Annotated in this window: 24 protein-coding genes; 12 read left to right on the plus strand and 12 right to left on the minus strand. The window is 40.0% G+C overall.

Annotation, left to right across the window (positions count from 1 at the left end):
* Positions 1-245 precede the first annotated feature (245 nt).
* Positions 246-1307, minus strand: coding sequence for a glycosyltransferase family 9 protein (locus KK060_RS10980; RefSeq protein WP_254153776.1), 1062 nt, complete (start codon positions 1305-1307; stop codon positions 246-248).
* Between the two features lie 87 nt (positions 1308-1394).
* Between KK060_RS10980 and KK060_RS10985 the strand changes: the two genes are divergently transcribed.
* Complete coding sequence (locus KK060_RS10985) at positions 1395-2387, plus strand: glycosyltransferase family 2 protein (RefSeq protein WP_254153777.1); 993 nt, start codon at positions 1395-1397, stop codon at positions 2385-2387.
* On the opposite strand, the gene KK060_RS10990 is transcribed toward KK060_RS10985, so the two are convergent.
* The 5 genes from KK060_RS10990 to KK060_RS11010 are packed head-to-tail and all read right to left on the minus strand — an operon-like array spanning position 2384 to position 8274.
* Complete coding sequence (locus KK060_RS10990) at positions 2384-3508, minus strand: glycosyltransferase family 9 protein (protein ID WP_254153778.1); 1125 nt, start codon at positions 3506-3508, stop codon at positions 2384-2386. The two genes, KK060_RS10985 and KK060_RS10990, sit on opposite strands and share 4 nt — an antisense overlap.
* The gene (gene rfaE2 / locus KK060_RS10995) at positions 3509-5020 is read right to left on the minus strand and encodes a D-glycero-beta-D-manno-heptose 1-phosphate adenylyltransferase (protein ID WP_254153779.1); all 1512 of its coding nucleotides are present in this window, start codon (positions 5018-5020) and stop codon (positions 3509-3511) included.
* Positions 5017-5580, minus strand: a complete 564-nt coding sequence (locus KK060_RS11000) for a D-glycero-alpha-D-manno-heptose-1,7-bisphosphate 7-phosphatase (protein ID WP_254153780.1) — start codon at positions 5578-5580, stop codon at positions 5017-5019. The genes rfaE2 and KK060_RS11000 overlap by 4 nt, the downstream gene beginning before the upstream one ends.
* Complete coding sequence (locus KK060_RS11005) at positions 5573-7507, minus strand: glycosyltransferase (RefSeq protein ID WP_254153781.1); 1935 nt, start codon at positions 7505-7507, stop codon at positions 5573-5575. Before KK060_RS11005 ends, KK060_RS11000 begins: the two co-directional genes overlap by 8 nt.
* Positions 7504-8274 (minus strand): hypothetical protein, encoded by a 771-nt coding sequence (locus tag KK060_RS11010; protein WP_254153782.1) that lies wholly within the window; start codon positions 8272-8274, stop codon positions 7504-7506. The genes KK060_RS11005 and KK060_RS11010 overlap by 4 nt, the downstream gene beginning before the upstream one ends.
* Before the next feature lie 240 nt (positions 8275-8514).
* On the opposite strand from KK060_RS11010, the gene KK060_RS11015 reads away from it, so the two are divergent.
* Positions 8515-10329, plus strand: a complete 1815-nt coding sequence (locus KK060_RS11015; RefSeq protein ID WP_254153783.1) for an ABC transporter ATP-binding protein — start codon at positions 8515-8517, stop codon at positions 10327-10329.
* Positions 10330-10338: 9 nt separating this feature from the next.
* Here the strand turns inward: KK060_RS11015 and KK060_RS11020 are convergent, their stop codons facing one another.
* From KK060_RS11020 to KK060_RS11030, 3 genes are all read right to left on the minus strand, one after another.
* Positions 10339-11310 (minus strand): L-histidine N(alpha)-methyltransferase, encoded by a 972-nt coding sequence (locus tag KK060_RS11020; protein WP_254153784.1) that lies wholly within the window; start codon positions 11308-11310, stop codon positions 10339-10341.
* A gap of 4 nt (positions 11311-11314) precedes the next feature.
* Entirely contained in the window at positions 11315-12517 is a 1203-nt protein-coding gene (gene egtB, locus KK060_RS11025) for an ergothioneine biosynthesis protein EgtB (RefSeq protein WP_254153785.1), read from the minus strand.
* 70 nt (positions 12518-12587) lie between these two features.
* Positions 12588-16160, minus strand: coding sequence for a tandem-95 repeat protein (locus KK060_RS11030; RefSeq protein WP_254153786.1), 3573 nt, complete (start codon positions 16158-16160; stop codon positions 12588-12590).
* Positions 16161-16369: 209 nt separating this feature from the next.
* Between KK060_RS11030 and KK060_RS11035 the strand changes: the two genes are divergently transcribed.
* Complete coding sequence (locus KK060_RS11035; RefSeq protein WP_254153787.1) at positions 16370-16627, plus strand: hypothetical protein; 258 nt, start codon at positions 16370-16372, stop codon at positions 16625-16627.
* Between the two features lie 44 nt (positions 16628-16671).
* A complete protein-coding gene (locus KK060_RS11040; protein ID WP_254153788.1) occupies positions 16672-17409 on the plus strand; it encodes an OBAP family protein in 738 nt (245 codons plus the stop codon).
* A 21-nt stretch (positions 17410-17430) separates the two neighbouring features.
* Here the strand turns inward: KK060_RS11040 and crcB are convergent, their stop codons facing one another.
* On the minus strand, positions 17431-17811 hold the full coding sequence (gene crcB, locus KK060_RS11045) for a fluoride efflux transporter CrcB (RefSeq protein ID WP_254153789.1): 381 nt from the start codon (positions 17809-17811) through the stop codon (positions 17431-17433).
* Positions 17812-17938: 127 nt separating this feature from the next.
* On the opposite strand from crcB, the gene KK060_RS11050 reads away from it, so the two are divergent.
* The 5 genes from KK060_RS11050 (at position 17939) to KK060_RS11070 (ending at position 21324) form a co-directional block, all read left to right on the plus strand.
* The gene (locus KK060_RS11050) at positions 17939-18379 is read left to right on the plus strand and encodes an RrF2 family transcriptional regulator (protein ID WP_254153790.1); all 441 of its coding nucleotides are present in this window, start codon (positions 17939-17941) and stop codon (positions 18377-18379) included.
* A gap of 122 nt (positions 18380-18501) precedes the next feature.
* Positions 18502-19134, plus strand: coding sequence for a peroxiredoxin (locus KK060_RS11055; protein ID WP_254153791.1), 633 nt, complete (start codon positions 18502-18504; stop codon positions 19132-19134).
* 272 nt (positions 19135-19406) lie between these two features.
* Positions 19407-19583, plus strand: coding sequence for a hypothetical protein (locus KK060_RS11060; RefSeq protein ID WP_254153792.1), 177 nt, complete (start codon positions 19407-19409; stop codon positions 19581-19583).
* Complete coding sequence (locus tag KK060_RS11065; RefSeq protein WP_254153793.1) at positions 19556-20716, plus strand: FAD-dependent monooxygenase; 1161 nt, start codon at positions 19556-19558, stop codon at positions 20714-20716. The genes KK060_RS11060 and KK060_RS11065 overlap by 28 nt, the downstream gene beginning before the upstream one ends.
* Positions 20717-20799: 83 nt before the next feature.
* Complete coding sequence (locus KK060_RS11070) at positions 20800-21324, plus strand: GNAT family N-acetyltransferase (protein ID WP_254153794.1); 525 nt, start codon at positions 20800-20802, stop codon at positions 21322-21324.
* Here the strand turns inward: KK060_RS11070 and KK060_RS11075 are convergent.
* Together KK060_RS11075 and KK060_RS11080 are read right to left on the minus strand one after the other, a co-directional pair.
* A complete protein-coding gene (locus KK060_RS11075) occupies positions 21321-22274 on the minus strand; it encodes a phosphatase domain-containing protein (protein WP_254153795.1) in 954 nt (317 codons plus the stop codon). The genes KK060_RS11070 and KK060_RS11075 overlap by 4 nt on opposite strands.
* Positions 22275-23144 carry a diacylglycerol/lipid kinase family protein gene (locus KK060_RS11080; RefSeq protein ID WP_254153796.1) on the minus strand — a complete coding sequence of 290 codons (870 nt, stop codon included), beginning with the start codon at positions 23142-23144 and terminating at the stop codon, positions 22275-22277. It abuts the gene before it with no gap.
* A gap of 87 nt (positions 23145-23231) precedes the next feature.
* Here KK060_RS11080 and KK060_RS11085 point away from each other — a divergent pair, with 87 nt between their 5' ends.
* From KK060_RS11085 to KK060_RS11095, 3 genes are all read left to right on the plus strand, one after another.
* Positions 23232-23648, plus strand: coding sequence for a nuclear transport factor 2 family protein (locus KK060_RS11085; protein ID WP_254153797.1), 417 nt, complete (start codon positions 23232-23234; stop codon positions 23646-23648).
* An 89-nt stretch (positions 23649-23737) separates the two neighbouring features.
* On the plus strand, positions 23738-24079 hold the full coding sequence (locus KK060_RS11090) for a YciI family protein (RefSeq protein WP_254153798.1): 342 nt from the start codon (positions 23738-23740) through the stop codon (positions 24077-24079).
* A 341-nt stretch (positions 24080-24420) separates the two neighbouring features.
* The gene (locus KK060_RS11095) at positions 24421-25665 is read left to right on the plus strand and encodes an RNA polymerase sigma factor (RefSeq protein WP_254153799.1); all 1245 of its coding nucleotides are present in this window, start codon (positions 24421-24423) and stop codon (positions 25663-25665) included.
* Positions 25666-25739 lie beyond the last annotated feature (74 nt).

Below are 25739 nucleotides of genomic sequence, written 5' to 3' on the forward strand. Positions count from 1 at the left end.
GGCCGGAGGTGTGCTTGAGCAGGCAGAAACTAATAGAGACTTTAAATGCTGGCATTATCGATTTATAACGCCGATAGATATGATCAGCAAAATTATTGTTTTTATTCAGGATGATGTGGGGAATGTAGCATCGAGCGAAGTCTTAGTTTAATTGGTTTAATTGGCGTAAGCACTAAGAAAAGATACTTTGATTATTAGTCGTCACCCGGCAAAGCCGAGTGACTGAGGTTGTATTGCGTATGCAATTACCTGGCAAGGCCGAGTGGTTGGGAAGAGAATTCGTTTGACGTATTTGAAGTTTGAATTTTTTCGAGTTGATCCAAAACCGTGTAAAGAACAAACTCAGGATCTTTTGCTTGTTCAAAAAGAATAATCTTGTGAAGTGATGTTTGTAAAGGTGCCCAGCGCTGCATATCGGAAAAGGGAGAGAAGACGACAACGCTAGGAACTTTAAGTGCGGAAGCAACATGAGATACGCCAGTATCATTACTGAGGAGCATTGAACAGTTATTGAGTATTAAACCCAGCTCACCTAACGGTACCTGGCCAAGCCGATCGACAATGTTAACTACTGGAGCATCAATTTTATTTTGAAGATCCTTTAGCAACTCTTCTTCGTCCATGGATCCCGTTAGGACTAATTTATAGCCTTTAAGAGCCAATTGATTAGCCACAAAAGCGAAGTTATCAACAGGCCACCTTCTTCTTACATCACGAGCACCTGCATGAATACAGATATACTTATTATGGAGCTGAAGTGTATTAACGATTGATTGATAATTCTGAATTTCTTCCTCAAGGAATGGGAACTCAAGTTCTGCTCCCTGATGAGGAATAGCCAGCGCATCCGCCAGCTTTAAAAATCTTAGGACTTCATGATCGGTGTCTTCTGATACCGGAAACAATGTATCATCGTGATAGTGCTGCTCGCTCCTTCTTAAACCGGCAACCTGTTTGGCTCCCCATGAAAGGCACATGCTGTTAGTGATGATACCATTTCCCTGCATTTGCAGAACAAGGTCAAATTCGTAAGTACGAACGCGCGTGAGAAAATCAGCAATGCTGTTTTCATCAGGCTGTTGCTCGGGTAATCCTGGCCAACCGGGGAACTCCATGAAATCGTCGAAGTAATGAGAAAAGCGTTTGACAAAATCTTTCTGCCATCGCAAACCTATCAGTGTTATATGCGCGTGCGGATAAGCGTGGCGCATAGCTCGTACCATAGGGATGATACATAACATGTCACCCAAGTAAAGTGCGCGAAAAATACCTACTTTTTTAATTGATGTTTCGTCAAATCTTTTCATCTAACTTCTCAAGAAATTTTATAATTGAGTATATAATTTAATGCCATTGAAAAGGCACACTTTTTATTTAATGCAGAGCATTACATTATGGAAGTAAGTCAATCAATAAAAGTTTCAGTTGTTATTCCTACTTACAAGAGGCCTGTACTTCTGCTCAGATGTATAGACGCACTTTTGCAACAAGACTTTAGCAGGGATCTTTTTGAAATAATTATTGTAAGTGACGGGCCAGACGAGATTACTCAAAGAGAGTTTAACAAGGTTAAGTCGAAGACGAACCTGAATGTCTATTATTACGCTTTACCCCAGAAGAAGGGACCGGCGGCTGCGCGGAATATGGGATGGAGAAAGGCTGCAGGAGAGCTTATTGCGTTTACTGATGATGATTGCATGCCGGGATCGAAGTGGTTAAGCGTACTGTATCAGACCTTCGTTCAAAAAGGACTTGAAGAAATTGCATTTTCAGGACGAACAATAGTGCCAATACCGAAAGTACCGACAGACTACGAAAAGAACATTTCAAATTTAGAAAGAGCTGAATTTATAACTGCTAACTGCGCCTGCAGCAAAAAGGCTTTACTTAAAGTGGGCGGCCTTGATGAACAGTTTACCATGGCCTGGAGAGAAGACAGCGATTTACACTTTAAATTAATACTGCATGGTGTACCGGTGATCACCTTAAAGAACGCTATTGTTACACATCCGGTAAGAAAGGCGCCGTGGGGAATTAGTCTTCAAGAGCAACGCAAGGGAATATTCAATGCATTGCTCTTCAAGAAATATCCAAGATTGTATAGAGAAAGAATACAACCTAACCCACCACTTCTCTACTATTTTATCTTATTGTGCCTCTTACTATTTCTTATAGGAGCTTCTGCTCCTCATTATGAAATAAAGATAGCTGGGTTATGCGGCTGGATTGGCGGAACGCTATGGTTCACTGCAAAAAGGCTTTCATCAACTTCCCGATCATTTTCGCACGTGATGGAAATGATCTTAACTTCCCTATTAATTCCATACTTATCGTTGTATTACCGGATATATGGTGCCTTAAAATTTAAAGCACCACTTATTCCTTAAGCCAAAACATTTGTATTCGTAATAATAAGTTCGGGCATTGGCTCTGCGACTCCTTCAATAAGAATAGAACGCACGGCCAGATAAATATCATGAGGCCTTATACCCGCTGCGGCATCTTTAAAATAGCTGCGATTGAGAAACTGCAATACCTCGTTTTTACTTTGTAAATTATCTTCAACGGGAAAGGTTAAAATTTTACCTGTTGTTTTCCAAGGCGCATGCTGTGGGTTGGTAAGTGCGTATAACACAACAACCGGTTTTTGCAGTGCAGCACATAAGTGAATTGTTCCTGTGTTTACCGATACCGTTAATGGAGCAGAATCAATAAGTTCTATAAATCCACCCAATGAAAATTCCCCTGCTGCTGATATACAATCTGCTCCGATACCATTTTGAATATCGGCACATAACTCTACTTCAGCCGGGCCACCTGTAATGACTACCTGGCAAGCCAGGTTTTCTGTAATTAATTTTCCTGCCTCTGTCCAAAGCGCAGAAGGATATTGCCTTTTTACTTCGCTAACGCCAGGATGAAAGATTAACCATGGTTTATCCAGGTTAAGCCCCAATGATGATAACTTATCTAGAACAAAATCCTTTTTCTCTTTACCTGTTGTTAATACAAGTTGAGAGTTGGTTGTGACAGCGCCAACTGTTTTGACGAGGTCCAAATCCCGTTGTACCTGATGTCGTATGAAGGTGTATGGTTCTTCTTCAGGTACCCAGTGCGTTAGCAAGCCGTACGGGTTTTCGCGGCAATAGGCCAGGCGCAAGGGAATCTCTGCGAGGTAGGCGAGCATAACAGATGGCAGCGGATTTTGGCTGAAGACCGTAAAGATTACGGCACCATCAAACTTCTTTGCCTTTAGTACCTGTACTATTTCTGAAAAAGAGTCAATATCTGATGATGGTCCTTTTACCCAAGGAACATCATACGTAATTACTTCATCTACAACAGGAATAAACTGCGCTATGCCTTTACCGGCAGAAGAAGTAAGCAAAGTTATATGTGCACCGAACGATTCTTTCAACGCTTTAAAAGCAGGGCTGGACATGAGAACATCTCCCATGTTATCCAGCCTGATACAAAGTATGTTTTTGCAGTTAGCCCAATTCATCATCTACTGCAAGCTTGTTATTATTACAGCCTGATCTGAAGTGGCTGTGTTACTAATTCGCCTTATGATTTCCGTAGTTGAATGATCCGGTATATGAGGAAGAAAAACAATTTGTCCACCGAATTGCTCTACAGTTGATGCTTCCGGAAGTTTTTCTTTTGTATAATCACCACCCTTTGCAAAGATGTTTGGCTTAACAACTTTGATTACCTCAATAGGGGTATCATCCTTTTCGTTGCCAAAGGCAACAACATAATCAATAGAAGCAAGACCAGCCAACACTTGTAACCTATCGAGCAGAGGATTAATTGGACGTGACTCTCCTTTCAATCTCTTAATACTTTCATCTGTATTGACACCTACGATTAATACATCACCTAGCTCTTTCGCACAATGGAGGTAGGTAACATGACCACTGTGAAGGATATCAAAACATCCGTTGGTAAACACAATACGCTTACCTTGTGCCCGATAGTTTTCACAAATATTTTCAAGTTCTGCAAACGAACCTACATACTTGCTTTGAACGCTATAATAGTTTTTGAGCTCTGCATTTGAGCACGTTGATGTTAACTCCTTTTTGACTGCTATGTGCGCTGCTGCATTGGCAATATCAGCACTCCTCCTGCTATCAATAGAAGTTATATAAGCCAAAACGAAAGCGCTGAGATAAGTATCGCCTGCTCCCGCAACGTAAGGCGTTGCAATAGGCGGGGCAAAACATCTGTATGCTGCCTGGCCAAGTTCAATAACCATAGACCCTTCTGAATCCAGCGTTACTGCTATCAACTCGGCATTAACTTTCTCATATAATTGTGCTGACACATCGCGAATCTGCTCTGCTCGTCCTGAAACCTGGTAAGGAAGGTTCATCAATTTTACTACCTCATCGTAATTCGGCTTTACGAGATAAGGATGCAGTGATGAAAAGAAAGTAAGACGTTTGGAATCTACGGCAAGAAACTTAGGCATTTTTGACTGCAGTGCCTTCAATGCCTGAAGCACTCTATCTGTGATAATTCCTTTATCATAATCAGACAGGAATATTGCATCACAGGACTCGTAATTTTCAGTTATGTATTCAATTAATATATCTGCTGTTTCTTCATCAAGTGCATCACACGAGCCATAGTCAAACCTAGTTATAACATGCTTGCCAGACATAACGCGAGTCTTAGCTATTGTTTTACGCTCGGTAGTGCGCAGTATGCTGTAATTCTTTACATCTATCTTTTCAAGAAGTTCTATTGCTTCATCGCCCTCGGCATCTTCACCTACTACCGTACAGAAAGTAACGTTTGCTCCTAAAGCCTTTAAGTTACAGACCGTATTTGCTGCTCCTCCTAAAAAAGCTTTTCTTTCCTTTACATCAACTACGGGAACCGGTGCTTCGGGTGAGAGTCTTGTGCTTGTACCCTTGAGGTACACATCTAGAATCATGTCACCTATAACAAGTACATTTTTATTTTGAAATCCATTTATTATTTCCTGATGACTTAGCTTTAACGTATTCATACGACTACTTGTTGAAATATAAAAGAAGCGGCTTCATTTATAGAGCTTGCCTTATATGTTGGCTCTCTGTATTCATCCTTTATCCATTCTGTTTCATTACCATTATCAATCAGAATAGTACGGCAACCGGCGCGGTTCCCTGCTTCAACATCATTCAATATATCACCAATCATCCAAGACGCGGAGAGGTCAATATTAAAATCTTTCGATGCTTTTATGATCATACCTGGCATAGGCTTTCTGCAATCGCAGTTTATGGCGTAAGGAGATACACTACCCTTCGGGTGATGCGGACAATAGTACATCGCGTCTAATTTTACTCCATGTTCGCCCAGTAGTTCATCAAGTCTCAATCTAACACCTTCAAGCTTATTCTCGCTAAAATAACCGTGAGCTACGCCTGACTGATTTGAAATAATAACTAACAAATAGCCTTCGTCCTGGAGTAGCTTTAATCCTTCAGTACAATTTTCCTCTAATACAATGAGCGATGGATCGACATTATATGAAACGTCTTTAATCAACGTTCCATCCTTATCAAGAAAAATTGCTTTACGCATGACCATTGTACTTCGTATTTGTACTCAAGGAATATTTCGCATTTACCTTTTCGCTTACCAGATGCGTCTTGACACTGGTTTTAACCCTGATCTTATTTTTAAACAACTTGTCTTCAATCAGACTGCATAATGTATGCAACAGATGAAGATGCATCTCCTGAATGCGTTGTGTGCTATCCGACGGAATGATCAGATTAACATGGGCATACAAGCTCATTGCTCCTCCATCTTTCCCTGTCATAGCGATAACATACATATTCTTTTCAAGCGCGACCTTCATGGCGTTAATGACATTAACGGACTGGCCACTGGTACTAAAGCAAAATAAGATGTCTCCCTTTTGACCATACGCCTCTACTTGTCTTGCAAAAACATCTTCATAACCAACATCGTTGGACCATGCGGTAATAGTAGCAGTATCGGCTGTGAGGGCGATTGCTGGTAGCGCCTGTCGTTTTGCTATTTCAAAACGCCCAACAAGCTCTGCTACGAAGTGTAAACTTTCAGCAGCGCTTCCACCATTGCCACAAACCAGCACCTTCTTATTCTTCCTGAAACAATTTGCCATCATTGTTGCCGCCCGTAACGTTGGCACAGCAAGTAATTGCTTTGTTTTTATTACTGTATCAACAACCTGCTCGAAAGACTCATCAATAAAATTGAGCGCTTCGTCTTCATCCATGCGGTATACAGGGTTGAGGAGCAATGTTCTTTCGTATAAGCTCGCCATCATCTCTGACACTTTGGACCAGGTGAATAAAGCATTTACTCTTTTCAATGCGTTCTTGCGCATTGTCTTTAATAGAGCAGGATCGTTGAACATGTCATACATCTTCAAGGCAAGCATCTCTGGATCATTTGGCTCAACCAGGAACCCGGTCTTACCGTCTTCTACGCTATACTTGATACCGCCAACATTGCTTCCAATAACGGGTGTACCACACGCCATTGATTCCAGCGGTGTAATGCCGAAGGGTTCGTACCAAGGTGTAGTTACGAATACATCAGCGGCTGCGTAGTAATACTTTAGAATATCACGTTTTTTGCGGCCTGCAAAAGTTATACAATCCAGTACATCTTCTTCCGCGGCAATGTCACGGAGTCGGTTTATCTCGGGATTTGTTTCCGTCTCAATGTTGTCGGTCTCACCTCCTACAACAACCAGCCTGATTGGTGAAGCAAGTTTTTTCAGGCGTCCTACTGCACTAATGACGTTATCGATTCCTTTCCTGGGAACCATTCTGCCTAACTGAAGAACTACAAATTCATTACAGTCGATATTCAAGACCATGCGGGCAAGCATTTTATCCATCGGATAAAATTCATTTGGATTAAAGCCGCAGGGAATAATAGTAATCTTTTCAGTCTTAGCATCGTAATACTGAATGAGATCTTCCTTGTCCTGCGGACACTCAGCTATAATCTGATCTGCTTCTTCAACAATCTTTCTTTCAATGTCGATACGTTCCTCAGGAAACTTGTCGTTATTGCCCTGGTGAATTTTTCTGATATAACCGAGGGCATGAAAGGTTACAACAAAAGGAATATTTAATACTTTCTTGATATCAGCTGCTACCATTGCAGACATCCAGAAGTTAGCGTGAATAAGGCCATACGAGATATTCTCTTTTGTAATGAAGGAGATCATATTGCTTGTGAACTCGGGCATGTGTTCATACAGCTTCTCCTTTTCCATTACTTCAACAGGACCTGCCTCGATGTGTATTACACGGATATCGTTCACCCAGTTAATTACCATTGGTAAGTTACTGTTATCCCAACGGGTAAAAATATCAATCTCGTAACCTTGTGACACTAAATGTTTAGCGAGCTCTCCGACATATACATTTTGTCCCCCGCTGTCAACCCCACCCAAAGTTGCTAATGGCGAAGCATGCTCACTGATAAAGGCGATTTTTCTCTTCATAAATTCTTCCCTCCTGGTAATCCGCGATGCGGCATTTTTAAAACTTCTTTTTTTCTAGTAATTGCCTTAGGTGTGTACTGGTCTGTGTTGTGGTGCATGGCAGGTAATTGGTGATTGTACGCTTTGTCGTTTATACTTTGCTCTAAAGCACTTTTGGTATTTACCGCTTGTGTTTGGGCCGGTAAAGTTTTCACACAAGTATCCAATTCATTTTTTCCGACACAGCAAAGATTTATCAGCGAGGTATGAGTAGTAAATACTGCTGTAGTATCAATGTTGCGAGATCCAGACACAACCTGTTTAAGGCGTGGATAGCAAATGGGATTTGAAAAAATTTTGCTAGTAAACGCTAATGACGATACATAAGAATGTAATATTTCCCTTTCTCTGCTAACTTTTCGAATATTCATACAGAACCGAACGCCAGCACCATGCTCAGAGGCCTTCCCACTTGGACGGGAAGTAAAGTAAATGTTACTGTTTCCGGAAGGAACACTTTCTGTTTGTGTTGGGATATCAGAGAAAAATTGGCCAGACCTTGTAACGTTTGCATTGTAAAGGCAGCTACCAGCAATAAATTCAAAGTAAGCAGTCTGTGTTAACAGTAGTGATGCCACGCTACTAGGTAATGGGCAGCCAAAACCTACAAGAGAAGCTGAATTAGCGTTTTCTAAACTACTGTTGAAATAACCTGAAGAGTAAGTATGCCAATAGCCGCTGCGTGTTGTTGTAACTTTATCGAGCAGTTTATTGTTTAACCTCTTCATTTACTTTTGAATTTTAAGCATCAGAAGTAAATAATAACACCAGCTCTATATCGTTGTATTTTTATTCACTTCTGACAAAAAGGCTACTTCTGACAACTTGTTTCGCGAAAAAACTTCCCCAGACTTTAAACGGCAGATATGTAAGAAGGAATATTTAATTAAACTTCTTTCTTAGTGAGAGATCAAAGAATTTTGTATCACAATTCTTGACAACCCATTAAAATTAAATCTTCAAGCTACATGCAAAACCCTTACCTTTCCCTGCTAAGTACAGCATGGAAATATGCCCGTCATGAAAAGCGACGGTTCATTTTAATTTACTCTATGTTCGTAGTTGCTAATCTTATCGTTGCTATGAACCCTCTCTTCTATGGCTGGTTTGTAAACCAACTTCAGCAACATGGAGCAGCAGTTATTAACACGTCATGGATATACGTCGCCGGCTTTTTAGGATTACGCCTTTTTGAGTGGGCTTTCCACGGTCCGGCTAGGGTAATGGAAAGAAAACTTGCTTTCCGTGTTAGTCAAAACTTTATGGAAGAGTTGTATCACAAAGTACTTCACTTACCCGTAGACTGGCACCAGGATAATCATAGCGGATCGACTATAAACAAATTAAGAAAAGCTTACGAAGCACTACGTGACTTCTTCCAATCCGGATTCGTGTATCTGTATTCATTTGGAAAGTTTGTTTTCTCTTTCGCGGCAATGATATACTTCTCTCCAATATTTGGGGCAGTAGGCGTAGTGTTAGGTCTGATCACTATTATGATAATCGTTCAGTTCGATAAACCTTTTATTAAATCGTTACGTGAAGTAAATCAGAAAGAACACGAAGTATCATCAACACTTTTTGATAGTCTTTCGAATATCCGTACCGTAATTACCTTGAAACTTGAATCAAGGATTCAAACACGGTTAATGGATAAGATAAAGAACGTGTTTCCTGCTTTCAAAAGAAATGTTACCATTAACGAATGGAAATGGTTTGTTGCGCAGATGATGGTTGGTCTTATCTACTGTGTGAGCGTGTTTGGATACATTTATCAAAACTATGTACCAGGAGAAGTTTTTCAGATAGGTGGCCTTATTGTGTTAATCGGCTATGTAAACCAATTTACAAGTGTGTTTAATGACATTGCCTCTCAGTACACACAAATTGTAAAGTTCCATACGGAAGTACAGAACGTAAAAGAGGTAGAGAAAGCTTATGATAACCTATCATCAAAAGAAGGTATCAGCACACTGCCTGCCAATTGGAATACAATCAATATTGATGGCCTTAACTTCGTAAGGCGCGAGAAAGATCCTTCAAGAAAGCCATCGGGATTATTTGACCTGAACATGCGCATTCAGAAAGGACAACGTATTGCATTAATCGGCGAAAGCGGAAGTGGTAAAAGTACATTACTCTCACTCCTGAGAGGTTTACATACACCTCAAACAACTTCCTACGTTATGGTTAACGGAAAAACAGTTGCTAATTTTGAAAGCATTGCATCAACGGTTACCCTATTTCCGCAGGAGCCCGAGATATTCGAAAACTCGATCTTGTACAACATTACATTAGGGTTGCCGTTTACTGAAGAAGAAGTAATGCAAGTATGTGAAGAAGCACACTTTGCAGATGTTGTGAAGAAACTTCCAGCAGGACTACATACGCACATTCAGGAAAAAGGTGTTAACCTTTCAGGTGGCCAGAAACAACGATTAGCTTTAGCAAGGGGAATATTGGCTGCGAGACAAAGTGATATAATCCTTATGGACGAACCTACGAGCAGTGTTGATCCCAGGACGGAGAAAATGATCTACAAGAACATGTTCAATACGTTTCAGGGCAAATCAGTTATCTCATCGCTTCATCGCTTGCACTTGTTAACTCAATTTGATTACATCTATATACTTCGCAACGGTACTGTTATTGATGAAGGGTCTTTTGAAGAACTGAAGCGTTACAGCCTTGTATTTAAAGAAATGTGGGAGCACCAGGCAACTACAGATACGAACAACAATAACCCTGAGCCTAATTTCCCTCACATGAATGTGGCCCTGTAAGTACGAAAATTATGCAGGCCTTTTCCTGAGAAGAACGTCAGCAAAGTATTTATTCTTGTCGTAAAAGACATCTGCAACTTCTAAGTTATATTTTGACGCCATGTCGTCAATCATTTGAAGATCATATTTCTGGGAAACTTCCGTATGGATAGTTTCCCAGGCTTCAAAATGAAACGTGCTATTCAGTGCATCTATATACACGTCCTGTTTTCTTCGGCTTACCAAAAAGCTTTTAGCAGTGGCGCTTTCAGGATCATAGGTAGGGAAATGACTAAATTGATCCAATGAAAAGTTAGCTCCAAGTTCACGGTTTAATCTTGCGAGCAAGTTCAAATTAAATGCTTTGGTTATTCCATTTGGATCATCATAAGCAAGCTGAACAACTCTCGGATCTTTCTTTAAATCAAATCCTACTAAAAGAAAATCTTCTGGTGACATCGCCTTACTTATCTTATTGATAAATTGACGAGCGCTGTTGATCGGGTAGTTACCTATGTTTGCTCCCAAAAAAAGAATTACCTTCCTATTCTTGTTTTCTTTGAAGAGCAGTAATGCTTCTTCGTATCGGCCGGTATGCGGTTGAATTTGAAGCTTAGGCAGTGCATGTGATAATCTATTCTTCAGCAGATCCAGAACATTTTCAGAAACATCAATTGGTATGTATGTAAAATTCGTCTCCTGGTCGAGAAGGTAAGCCAGCAACAATTGCGTTTTTACACCATCGCCAGGCCCCAGTTCAATTAGTTCAAAAGAATCGGCCGCGTTGGTAAAATAGTGCGACAAGTGCTTCCTGTAGTTTCTGAGAATCTCATATTCGCATCCTGTAGGATAGTACTCAGGCATCCGCATAATTGATTGGAAGATCTGATCTCCCTGTGCATCATAAAGAAGCCAGCTGGGAAGATGCTTCGGGGTAGAAGATAGGCCCTGGTTAACAGCTTCAACTATATCTGCATCAATTATATATGATTGTACTCCCATTTTACTATTGGTTATCCTTACACAAACGAATCCCATTAAACTGCCACCTAAGCTGCGGGTAGAAGAAATTGCGATAACTCTTCCTGGAATGATTTGGTGGTGTTGCAACAGACGCACCACGCAGAACCATGGTATTTACCATAAACTTACCGTTGTATTCTCCTAACGCCCCGTCAGGCTTTGAATAGCCAGGATAAGGAAGATATGCGCTATTGGTATGCTCCCAACGTTGCCCCCAATTGAACTGATCGGCAGCTGCTTCCCACTCAAACTCTGTAGGTAATCTCATTCCTTTCCATGCTGCAAGTGCAGAAGCTTCATAGAAACTTATATGCGTAACAGGTTCATCCCGGTTAAGCGTTTCAAGACCACTCAATGAATACCGGTACCATTTTCCTTCAATGCTATACCAGTACAATGGCGCAGTAATATTATTTTGTTTTACCCATTCCCATCCGTCGCTATGCCAATATTCCCATCTTGTATATCCGCCATCGTTAATAAAATCCAGGTATTCCTGATTTGTAACAAGGCTCTTTCGTATGTGATAAGGCTTTAAGAGAACACGATGTACACCATGCTCATTATCATAAGAGAAGCCATAGCCAGAGTAACCTATTGTGTATTCTCCTTCCGGAATAAAAGCAAACGTATTGTTAATCTCGGGATATAATGTTTCTACAAAACCAGTTTTATAAGGAGGAAACAACGGATTATGCCCCAGAATATATTTAATATCTGTAAATAAAAGTTCCTGATGTTGTTGTTCGTGGTTGAAGCCTACTTCGAGAACGTAATTCGCTTCAGCAGGCAAATAGTCAAGAAGTTCGAGCATGTGGTCGTCAACATATTTTCTGTACTGATAAATTTCCTCAACGGTAGGACGACTCATGTTCCCTCTATCAAGACGTAAGACGCGATCTCCAACAGTGTTGTAGTAACTGTTGAAGAGGTAGCTGAATTTTGAATTGAATCGTTTATAATCTTTATCGTATTTACAAAGAATAAATTCTTCGAAGAACCACGTGGTATGTGCCAGATGCCATTTTGGTGGACTAACATCTACTGTAGGCTGAACTACATAATCTTCCTGTTCGAGTGGCTTACAAATTTCTTCACTATATTTCCGTATAAAAAGATATTTTTCTTTGAGAGAAATATTCTCATGTTCAAGCGTGTGTTGCCTGTGGTCGGAATGTCTTTCCATTACTCGCATCCTTCTGCCCTCCTTTAACTTCGTTAACGTTAAAAACTGTACCGACTTAGTGACTAAAGCACTACCTTAAAAGTGTTATGATACCTTTATATCGATTTTTGGCCTTTGGATTCTGTAGATCTACGGTGTAGAAATACACATCAGCCGGTAGCAGCACACCATTCATACTACCATCCCACTCAGCATTTAGCCCTGTCGCTTCAAAAACGACACTTCCCCGTCGGTTATAAATTCGTATCTGAGCATTATCAAAATTAATGTTACCGTCAGTAAACCTTATTGTCCAAGTGTCGTTGGCCCCATCACCATTAGGGGTAAAGCCTGAAGGAATATCAAGCGAAATAGATTCTTCCCCAAATCCTATTGTTCTTGTTAGTGCCGCGCTTGGAATCCTACCGTCGTTAACGGTTAAAGAAATTGTTTTCTCATTCATCGATGGATCAGAACTGCTGCGATAGTCGTATTTAATGCTTCTTATTATGTTCTGATATATTTCTTTTGAAGCAAGCCCAATAATCAGGAGTGTTCCGGATGCCTTGTCAAATATAATGCGAACAGCAGCGTCGGATTGATAAGATAACGAGTCTCTGCCTGCTTCATAAGTTGAACCATTAAACTCAACTTCTGCCAGCGCAACGCTATCATCATCCACATCTATGACTGACACATCTTCAAAAATTTGTAGTCCTCCATTATCCCTGGAATAGAACAGTTCTGTATCACCCTCTGCAATAAGCGCAGGAGCATCGTTAACAGGATCCACAAGAACAAGAAGCTGATAAGGCCTGCTCGTATTGACACCGTCATTTACCGTTACAGGAACAGAAAGGTAGCCAAAGAAATTAAGCATTGGCTTAATCCGGGTTCCTGTTACATTGTAGTTCTCACCGGTAGTAACTGAAAGGCTAAAACCATTAGGAAAGTTACTGTCAGGGTCTACAACCACCAAATGAGAAAGATCAACAACAAGCGAGTCATCTTCATTTATTCTTAAAAACTTTTGTCCTGTAATCAAAGGAACATCCGCCACAGGCAAAACATTAACTTCCAAATTAAAGGGAGCACTGGTAGATTGTTTATCACTTACTGTCACCCTCACCGTTAGCTTTCCTACAAAGTTTGGATAGGGCGTAATGGTTGTACCTTCCACATTATAATTATTTCCGCTTGAGACGGTTAACCTAAAATCATCAGGATAACGGTTATCAGGATCGGTGACAACAAGGTGAGAGAGTTGAATTAACAGCGCAGTATTTCTGTATGTACTTAACGGAACCTGTGAATTTATAACAGGAGGAACATTTGGAGGTGTATTAACCTGAATTCTAAGATTAAAGGGAGCACTGGATGCAGCCCCATCACTTACTGTAACAGGAACAGTTAATGTACCAACAAAATCTAACGCAGGGGTAACAATATTTCCTACAGCGGTAAAGTTCGGGCCATTGCCTGTGCTTATTATAAAACCGTCAGGATAATTATTGTCAACATCAGTAACTGTTAAGTGAGCAAATTCAATCTGAATCGCTTTATTCTTAAAAGTAGATAGTGCCACTTGTCCTGTAATTGAAGGTGCATCATTAACAGGAAGTACTGTAACTTGCAATTCAAATGGACTACTTTCAGAAGCGCCATCATTTACTGTTACCGGTACGGTTAAGGGTCCGTTAAAATCTCTTACAGGTGTTATGGTAGTTCCGGATACGGTATAATTACTTCCTTGTTTTACTGAAAGTGTAAAGCCCTGCGGATAAGTATTGTCAGGATCTGTTACTGTAAGGTGAGCGAGCTGAATGGTGAAAGCTTGCTCTTCATTGGTTTGCAACGGAACTTGCCCGGTGATTTCAGGAGTATCATTAGTTCCCTGCACAGAAATCTGCGCATTAAATTGATTACTTTCTAAAGCACCATCACTCACTTTTACTCCTACAGTAAGTGCACCAGCGAAACCAGGAGCTGGAGTAACTGTTGTGCCTGATACTGTATAATTATTTCCAGGAAGAATAGTAAGACTAAAACCGTTAGGGTAAGTATTATCAGGGTCGGTAACAGTGAAGTTTGAAAATGCAAGTGTAATAGAACCATTTTCCTGCACGTTTAATTGTGACTGCCCAGTAATTGTGGGAGGATCATTAACAGGGTTAACCTGAACACTAAGATTAAAGGTATTGCTTGACCCCTGCCCATCGTTTACTGAAACAGGAACGGTAAGATTACCATGGTAGTTCGCAGCAGGTGTAATCGTGGTTCCTGCTACAGAATAATTTTGGCCAGATCCTACGTTCAGTGTAAAACCATTGGGATACACATTATCAGGATCTACTACCTCGAGATGAGAGAACTGAATAGTCACTGATTGGTCTTCATTTGTGCTAACCGGTTGTTGTCCTGTAATTACAGGCAGATCATTTTGAGACGATACATTTATTTGAAGGGGATATGTATTGCTATTTGCCTGGCCATCACTTACACTTACGGAAACTGAAAGCATACCAGAAAAATCAGGTACAGGGGTGACTGTAGTACCTGACACGGTATAATTGTCACCCGGAAAAACATTTAGCGTAAATCCACCAGGATAATTATTATCAGGATCAGAAACCGCTATGTGGTTAAACGATATAGTTATTGATTGCCCTTCAGCGGTTTGAAGCGTTGAAGCCTGCCCCGTAATAACAGGCGCATTGTTTATAGCATTAACCGTTACCTGTAAATAGAACGTGTTGCTCGTTGCCGTGCCATCATTTACTGATACCGGAACCGATAGAACTCCATTAAATCCTGCTGCTGGGGTTATTGTTGTACCTGCAACAGTATAGTTAGAGCCCGGAGATACAAAAAGAGAAAAGCCTGTTGGATAGGAGCTATCGGGGTCATTTACCACTAAATGAGAAAAATCAATGGGCAAAGGTTTATCCTCGTTAATTGCTAAAGGTACTTGTCCTGTAATTTGCGGTGCTTCGTTTACCGCAGTTACCTGAATTGACAGATTATAAATATCGCTATTGCTAATTCCATCGTTCACGATCACCTGCGTAGTTAAAGTGCCTGAGAATTGAGGATCAGGAATAACTGCATTACCTGAAACGCTATAATTCTCGCCATCGAGTACTGTCAGGTTAAATCCATTGGGGTAGACATTATCCGGGTCATCTATTAAAAGCTTATCAAGCGTAATATCAATTGGAGTATTTTCGTTAGTTGACAGAAAAACATTTCCTGTAATAACAGGAGGATCATTTTCTTCGGTAACAACAAGTTGCAGATCGTAACGGTTACTCATCATTTCTCCCTGGGCCACTCGCACGGGAACCGATAGTATTCCTGCAAAATTTAAACTGGGCGTTACAACGGTACCAGAAACCGTGTAGTTAGTACCGCCAGCTACCTCAAGAACAAGTGAATTTTCATCTTCATCTCCCCCATTATTATTTCCATTATCGTTTTCACCATCCGGGTTTTCATTATCTTCTTCAAATTCAATAAACAAGTCTGCTGTTGAAAGAGCCCTTGATTGGTCTTCGATGGTACTAATAGATTGTTGTCCAACTATTTTAGGCTTCTTCTTAGATGAAGCTGCAAAAATTGTAGAATGGATCGAGATTAAAAGAAGGAGTAAAAGACTGCGAAACATATCAGCCTTACGGCCGGAAAAAACTATTCCTCAATAACATAGAGCGAATGCAAACGCGTTTGTAAGACGCCTTAATTAATAAGGAGAAGTTTTTCTACAAAGAAAAGTACTCCTTCAATTAAGCGGCTATAAATGCCAGTTCTGATTTGTATCTTATAAATGGCATACCCTTTTAACAACGGTACAAACAAAACAAACAGACGAATATTATGGCTTGTAACTTTTCCATACCATTTACCGGGACACCATCAGATGTATTAAACAGAGCAAAGTCAGCAGTACAAAGTCAGGGAGGAGCTTTCAACGGTAACGAAAGTTCGGGTGCTTTCCAGGTAAGTGTCATGGGCAGTGCTATTAAAGGTTCGTACACTGTTGTAGGAAACGATCTTAATATCACTATCGATTCTAAACCTTTTCTGATTCCTTGCAGTACTATTGAAGGTTTTCTAAGAAGCCAGATACGTTGACGAGGGTGCGTTTTACTACCATCTTAAGTAAATAGGAATATTGTATGCGTAATCTTCTATTACTTCTGGTTATAATACTTGTTGCTTCGTGTGGTGGTAATACATCTCAGGAACAGACCGAAGAACCTGGTAGTGATAAATCTGCCAAAACGGAAGCACTTGAAACAGGTTCGGAACTTTTGCAAAATAAACCTCCTGTAGATGCAATTGCCCTTTACCTTAATGGATTTCATTTCTATAATGGAGACATGAAGGGGCAAATGGAAGCGCATCACTACTGCACCAAGCTGAATGAAGATGTAACGCAATGCGTCATTTACGATGGCAATCAAAAGGATGCGCACATTATGGGGATTGAATACATCATCAGTGAAAAGTTATTTAAAACTTTGCCTCCTGAAGAAAAAGTACTTTGGCATAGCCATGCTTATGAGGTAAAATCAGGAACACTTGTGGCTCCTAACATTCCTCAAGTAGCCGAACATGAACTGATGGAACAAATTGTTTCAACCTATGGTAAAACATGGCATACCTGGCATACAGATCTTGATAAAGAATTACCTTATGGAAGCCCGCAGCTGATGATGGGTTTTACCAAAGACGGTCAACTTGACACCGCACTGGTTGCAAAGCGTGATAAACAGATTGGTATTTCAACCAAAGAGAAACGTGAAAACAGAAATGATATACCTTCTCCTGAAAAAGTATCAGGCGCTGATGCATGGGAGCAGGGAAAAATAGTACAACTACCTCCTTTTGGTAAAAAACATCACAACCACTAGTAACGCACTCTTCTTTCTAAATCAATTGAATAATTTGCTCGTTAGCAAACCTGCTACTACCGCAAGTATTCCTAAAAGTAATGTTACTGCTACATAAGTGATTGACACAACTATCATCTTTTGCTGTATAAGGTTTGTGTTTTCATAAGCAAAAGTTGAGAAGGTTGTAAAACCACCACAAAAACCAGTGGTTAAAAATAACCTCCAACTTTGCTGGCCTTCTGTTTTTAAAAGCAATCCTATTACAAAACCGAGAACAAAGGATCCAAGTATATTTACAAGCAAAGTACCATAAGGAAGGAGTGATTTTATTTTGCTATCAATAAACACAACTGATACATATCGGGCTATGGTTCCTAAAAATCCTCCAGCGCCAACTATCAAAATGGAATAAATTGTCATTCTCTTTTGTTTTACCTAAGCCAAGTCACACCTGTTTAGTAACTTCTGTACTGCAGACGGGGCTTTTGTGCCATCCAGCAACAATTGCTGAAATATAAAGACAAAACCATAAATTTGTCCCCTTACTATGCTTTCAAAGAAATGTAAATATGCTATTCATGCCCTTGTTCATATGGCAAAGCAGCCAGAAGAAAAATTTCTGATTAAGGATATCTCCGAAAAATGCAGTATTCCTAAAAAGTTTCTTGAAGCAATACTTCTTGATTTAAACCGGGCAGGGATATTGGGGAGCAAGCAGGGCAAGGGAGGCGGTTATTTTTTGAGAAGAACCCCATCGGAAGTGAACCTTGCGGAAGTTGTCAGGCTGTTCGATGGTGCTATCGCTGCGGTTCCTTGTGCTACGTATAAATTTTATGAACGCTGCGTAGAATGCGTTGACGAGGAGGTCTGCAGCGTACGAGATGCCTTTCTTCAGGTAAGAAATGCTACTGTTGAGATGCTGAAGGCAAATACCCTGGAAGACCTTATAAAGAAGGAAAATAAGCTCAGAATGCGCAAAAAGAAGTAATTTTTTTATCTTTAAACTCTATTACATTTATAGAGATAGTTAAATTGTAGTCTAATGGAAAACTAAAAGTTGCCGGAAACGGTTAACCTTACAATCCAATGTTCAACCTTAAAAAATAACTTATGTCACTTAGATTGGGCGATATTGCTCCTGATTTCACAGCCGAAACTACAGAAGGAACAATTCGTTTTCACGAATGGCTCGGCAATAGCTGGGGAATCCTCTTTTCTCACCCTGCCGATTTTACCCCGGTGTGTACTACTGAACTCGGCTCGGTTGCAAGATTAAAACCTGAGTTTGAAAAAAGAAATACAAAGGTTATCGCAATCAGTGCTGACCCACTTGACTCTCATAAGAAATGGATTCCTGATATTAATGAAACTCAAAATACCACGGTAAACTATCCGCTGATTGCTGATGCCGATTTTAAGATCGCGAATCTTTACGGAATGGTTCACCCTAATATCGACAAGTTCACTGTTCGCTCAGTATTCGTTATTGGACCTGACAAGAAGATAAAACTTACCATTACTTATCCTGCTTCAACAGGAAGAAACTTTAACGAAATACTAAGAGTAATTGACAGCCTTCAGTTAACAGCTAACTACAGCGTCGCTACTCCCGCTGACTGGAAGCAAGGTGAGGATGTTATTATCACTGCAGCTGTTAAGGATGAAGATATTCCAGCAAAATTCCCTAAAGGCCATAAGCGCGTTAAACCATATTTAAGAACAACGCCTCAGCCAAACATCTAATTAATATAATTAAAAAGCTGCATGCTAGGGTAACGATTACTGATAGCATGCAGCTTTTCTTTTATATCTATCCCTGTAAGTCTTAAGGTAGATCGAATTGAATTGTCTTCAGATACTTTATTACTTCAATTATAACCATTGCACCGCATTTTCCGTTAGGTCCACTGCACGGCAATGAAGAAAGATATTAAAAATTGGTATTGAAATTGAGTTCATACAATTTACAATAGGGGAAAACGTCTTTGTAATTGTCATTTGATTAAAGTATCGCTATGGAAAACAATATCAAGCTCAGCAATAGCATTTATACCAATTCATATCTGGCACTTTTCCAGATAGCACTGTCAAACTTCTCGCTTGCGGTTCAGGAAAATCCTGATATCAAGAAAAGGTTCAGAAGAAAATATTCTCAAAAGAAGCAGTGGCAAAATCAAAAACCTATGCGGTAGTTGGAGGAGGAATCGGCGGACTTACGCTGGCAATCGCGCTACAGAAAAAAGGATTTAATGTTTTGGTTTATGAACAAGCGACTGCCATAAAACCACTTGGAGCAGGGCTCGTCCTCGCAGCTAATGCCATCAAAGCTTTCGCTGAAATCGGTATTGATACCAGTATACTTGAGGCAGGAAAAATCTTAAAGGCACTACGAATCAAAAACACTGATGGAAGCGTATTAGCAGAAACCGATTCTGAAAAACTCGCTAACAAGTTTGGGTTAGTAAATAATTTTGCAATACACCGGGCTGATCTACATCAGATCCTGATCCATTATCTACAACCAGGAACACTTCGGCTGAATAAGGGTTGCGTAGGCTTTCAACAACAACCCAATGGTGTTACCCTTGAATTTCATGATGGAAGTACCGCTTTCGCGGATTATGTTATTGCCTGTGATGGAATTCATTCTGTAATAAGAAAAAAACTTTTACCCGAAAGTGAAACAAGGTATGCAGGCTATACCTGCTGGCGCGCAGTTATTGACAATATACCTGACACGGTCGATATGACCGAAACAACGGAAACATGGGGCCGGGGGTGTCGTTTCGGAATTGCGCCACTTCGTAATAACAAACTCTATTGGTTTGCTTGTATCAACGCAAAGAAGAATGACCCCTTAATGAGAGCAATGCATATTCCTGACCTCCTCACCTTTTTCAGTAATTTCCATTCTCCTGTTACTGATATAATCAAACATACGCAAAGCAGTCAGTTAATCTGGAATGACATCATAGACATTAAGCCAATAAAAAGATTTGCATTCGGCAACATTGTTTTATTGGGTGATGCCGCTCACGCAACAACTCCTAATATGGGGCAAGGCGCATGTATGGCAATTGAAGATGCAGCAACGCTGGCAAATTATATTGAGGCAGCTCCTTCGGCAGAAGAAGCGTTTACGTTGTTTGAAAAGAAACGAATAAAAAGAACAACTGACATCGTTAATAAATCTTGGTACATTGGGAAAATAGCACAGCTTGATCATCCTCTTCTCGTAAGCATCAGGAATAAAATTCTTAAACTTACCCCTCCGAAAGTAGCTGAAAAACAAGTACAGGAATTGGCAAACGTTACCTTTAACTGAAGTTTAAAAACGTTCCTGTTAATGTAAAACCTCTTCTGTAAAATACATTTGAGGATTAATCTTTAGTAATATAGATTTGCTCTATGATAATTCGTATAGCAGAGCCGGAAGACGCAAAGAAAATAAAAGAACTCTACCAGCAAGTAGCACGTTCTTCAAACACAATTATCAGACTCGAAAACGAAATTACCGATGAATATGTTGAAGAGTTTATAAAAAGAAGTCTTGAAAAAGGCCTTATACTTGTTGCAGAACATGAAGAAGCACCTGGGAAAATTATTGGCGAAATACATGCTTACAGTCCGGGCATTCATGCATTCAGACATATTTTTTCTAATCTCACAATAGCTGTACATCCGAACTTTCAGGGAAGAAAAATTGGAAGAACGATTTTTACCATTTTCCAGGAGGAGATTGCTCTTAATAAAACTGATATAGGAAAGGTTGAATTGATTGTGCGCGAAAGTAACACAAAGGCCATTCAGTTTTATCAGGCTTTAGGATTTCAGATAGAAGGACGGTTCGAAATGCGAATAAGAACTGCACAAAATACGTACGAGGCAGATATTCCGATGAGCTGGCAAAATCCGAACTTTGAGTTTGATTAATGGTTATCGGGCAATGGAAATTCGCCAGGAAAGTCTTCTGCGTAGTAAAACTTTATATCTCTCCCTTTAAGCCTTTCTATTGATTGTTCTATTAACGCAGTTTCATTTTTGTTGTTGACCACCTTCCGTATTATAATACAATCAATTCTTTCATAAAACTTTTCGGCAACATCTAGATAGATAAAAATATCGCGTTGCGTATTATCACCCATTAAAATGAATTTCTTCTCGGGGAAGAACTGTATTAATTCTTGAAGCGTAGTTGTTTTGTGAATATCCTGAAGAGGGTATTTAATATTTCTTACCACATCCCACAGGGTTCTCATCTGCTTTAAGAACAATGGGCCACGTGGAAATTTATTATGGAAAAGAAAGCGGTATATAAGGGGATAAAGATTTTGCTCGCTGTTGGATAAGTAAACCGGTATCGCCCCCTGCATTACAAATTTGTTCATTAAATGCTGCATGTTTTCAACTACCTTACGCTTCTCCATTGTGGTAAGCATAAGGGCACGAAACTTTCTCAATTTCTTTTTGATGAAAGAATGCAAAAGGGTGTCATCAATATCAGAAACAACTATTTTATCACTGCCAAAGTGGTGAATATATTTATCGTAAAGGCCATCAATCAACTTAACTTCTTCACCAGTTGAAACAATAACTTTAGTAAGTGTACTGCCTTTTAAGTCAAGCGGTATCTTTTCATAAAAAGCACCATAAACATTTGTCTTAACTTTTACTTGGATCTCATTAAACTCAAGAACAATCTGTTGGTTTGAGAAAGGCTTTGTCTGGTAGAGACGTAATAAAGTACGGAATGTCTTCCTCCTGTTATAATCTGTAAAACTTAGGTCGTTTATTTTAGTATAGGTCAGCTGCCCAAAAGTTAAGGTTTCGCTTCCGTTGGTAAGCGCATAAAAACTCAGAAGTATCGGAATTTTCTTCAGCACCTATACCAATAACTTAATAACTCCGGGTAAAGCTTCTATTCTCAGATGGTCAACCATCCCCATGTATTCGCCATCAATTTGGAATGGAACCTTTTGATCTATTTCAACCTCAGCTTCTGTGCAGCTGATAACATCTGAAAACATATTTTTATCGATAAAAACATTGAGAATGGTTAACCCCGCTTTTATAGCAGCATCAAGCGCTAGCTTTTCAACATTACATATTTCAAATTTACCATCTGATACAGATCCTTCTGAAATATGAACCCCTGTACCGTACATGTGTGCATTTGCAAATGCCATCATATAACCCTCCTTCGTAATTATTCCATCCGCTGTACGGATAATTGTTTTCAGCAATGGACTTTCTTGTATAGATGATAAAAGATTTTTCGCATAACCGATCATACCACGCTCACCCGATTCATTGTATTTCTTTACAAGTAGTGCATTAACTCCAATATCGCCTACATGTATACACAAATGCTCTTCGTTGAAGCGCAGCATATCCATTGATCTTATATTTGTTGCCTGAAATATCTGCTCAAGTGCTTGTATGGGATTGGAAGCTATACCCAAAGCAGTTGCAAGCCCGTTGGCTGAACCCAAGGGTAAGATACCTAGGGTGAGTTTATAAGGAATAATGTTTTCAGCGACCATTCTGATCGTACCATCGCCCCCTCCTACTATTACCCGATCCGGTCCAAATTTTTCTATGCATCGTATCAGGTTTTCTTTATCGCGCTCACCAGTGGTTAAAAGAATCTCTGATTGATAACCCTTCTCTGCCGTCAGCTGCCGCATGGCATCGATCGTTTTACTATGATCTGTACCTCCAGCAGCTGGATTGATAACAAAAAGGACTTTCATGCAATTTCAGGGTCTAAACATTTTTTAAAAAACATGTCCGGAAATCAATAGCCATCCTGTCTATAGTCCGAACTTAACCATAAAATCATGACAAAAATAATTCCATGCCTTGCTTTCGTTTTAATTGCATTTGTATCACATGCACAAAACAGGAATAAGAACCTCGAAGCAACACAGCACATTTTCGAGGCCTTCAATGCCCATAAATGGGAACAAATGTTGAGCTATTATAGCAAAGATGCTGTTTTTCATGATGCTTCTCTTGGTAAACCAATTCAGGACCCTGAAACTATTTTAAAGCGCCATCAGCACCTGGAAGAATACTTTAACGATATCCGGGTTGATCTTAAATCAATATACCCGTCAGGAGAAAACGTGATTATCGAGTTTGTATCTACCGGAACATCTGTACAAGGTGAAAAGCTCAACTTACCCATATGTACTATTCTTACTTTTAAAGATGGGAAAGTAGTTCGTGACGCCACCTACTACGACAATCAGTAACAGAGATAGTATCTTTTAGTCATTATATCTTTATAACCCTTACTACAATTTAGAACCAACAATCATCTTAATCCTTAAACTTTAACATAATGAAACACTTTATGCTATTTATCCGGGAAGACCTTGATGCGTTAAAAAATATGACTGAGGAAGAAATGCAGGAGGACATAAACACGATGATACAATGGGTAGAAGCTTTGTCGAGGTCCGGAAACTACGTATCCGGAGATCCGCTTGAACCAGAAATACGCGTAGCCCGAAAGGAAGGAATTCTGACGGATGGCCCTTTTATTGAAACCAAAGAAGCTTTAAGTGGATACCTGATAATACAGGCCGAAAACATTGAACAGGCGGCACAGATAGCGCAGGCTTGCCCCCTTATCGGAAGAAATGTTAAAAGCCTGGAGATAAGACCTATACAGAAATTCTAGTATGTAAAAGCGGAAATGGATCAGCGTAGTTACCATGGCGGTTCAGTTGTGAATCAGTAGTGATAGTGTGATGATTCACTGAAAATTCAATGATTCTTCAATAAAAAGGGCTTTTTATGAAGGTTGATAGAAGGATTGCAGAAGAATGGCAGAAGGATTACTAATGCGTCACTGGTAGGAGACCGAACCCTGACTATTGTTTCACGCTTCCGTGCCGCTCCTGCGTTGTGTACCAAGGCAGATATTTTGACGTAATGGCGCTCCACCTTTAGAGACTAACGAACTGCCCTTATAAAATCTTATCTTGCCTGAAAGCGCACAACACAACACAGCAAAACACCATGAGTGCTGAAATATCCGAAAAGGTGAACCTATTGTATCGAGACCTCTCAGGTAAGATGGTGGCCTCATTGGCTTCGTATTTTGGACTTACCAATCTTGCAATGGCTGAAGATATAGTTCAGGAAACTTTTATTACCGCATTTGAACAATGGCAATTAAAGGGACTCCCTGAAAAACCAGATGCCTGGCTATTCAAGGTCTGTAAGAATAAAGCGATTAATGCTATCGCTAAAAAACAGACCCAGCTAAGTGGTGACATGAGCTTTCCTGATAAGGGGAAAACTGATTACCAGTTCGACCAACTATTTCTTGATCATGAAATCAAAGACAATCAGCTTCGCTTGTTATTTGCATGCTGCAACCACAGTCTTTCTCCTAAGGCCCAGGTAGTGCTCATCCTTAAGCATATCTGTGGTTTAAGGATCGAAGAAATTGCCAGAGCATTGGCTATGACGGATGAGGCTGTTATGAAAATGTGTGCTCGCAGCAGGCAAACACTTATAGCGGAAAAAGTCACAATGCATGTGCCTTTCCTCCTCCGGTCACATGAAAAGTTGCACACCGTTCACCTGGCCATCTACCTGTTATTTAATGAAGGTTATCAGGCAACAAATGGTAACGAAGCCATCAGAAAAGAGTTGTGTATAGAAGCACTACGATTGATAAAGACTATTCTAGATATTTCTGAAATAAAAACGAACGACACATATGCTTTAATGGCGCTGATGTGTTTTCATACTGCACGGTTTGAGTCACGCATTTCCAACAATGAGTTTATTGATCTTGAAAACCAGGATCGCAGTTTATGGGACAAGGATTTGATTCGTCTTGCATCGTATTACCTGAAGCAAATTATTGGCTCTACTCCTACCCGTTTTATTCTTGAAGCCGCTATTGCTGCTCTTCATTGTAATGCTGATGCATTTTCAGTTACAAATTGGGCAGCTATAAAAGAACTGTATGACCAACTTCTTAAAATTCAACCTTCGCCTTTTGTAGATGTTAACCGTGCAACAGCAATATTTTTTAGCGAAGGGCCGGCCAAAGCATTAACAGCTCTTGAACAGTCGCCACATAGGAGTTGGTATAAGAACTACTACATGTACTATGCCTTGCTTGCAAAAATTTACAAGAGCAAAGGCGAAAATGCACTAGCTATTGAAAACTATGAAAGAGCAATGTCATTAGCATCGCTGGAACAGGAAAAAAAGTATCTTCAGAACCAAGTAACGAAGCTATCTTAAAAAAGTCATTTCTTACATAGCAATACATACCCCACCTATTTTATTTTATATTCTCAATACTTGCTTTAGCTTCG

Source organism: Chryseosolibacter indicum (genome assembly GCF_018598585.1).
GTDB classification, from domain to species: Bacteria; Bacteroidota; Bacteroidia; order Cytophagales; family Cyclobacteriaceae; genus Chryseosolibacter; species Chryseosolibacter indicus.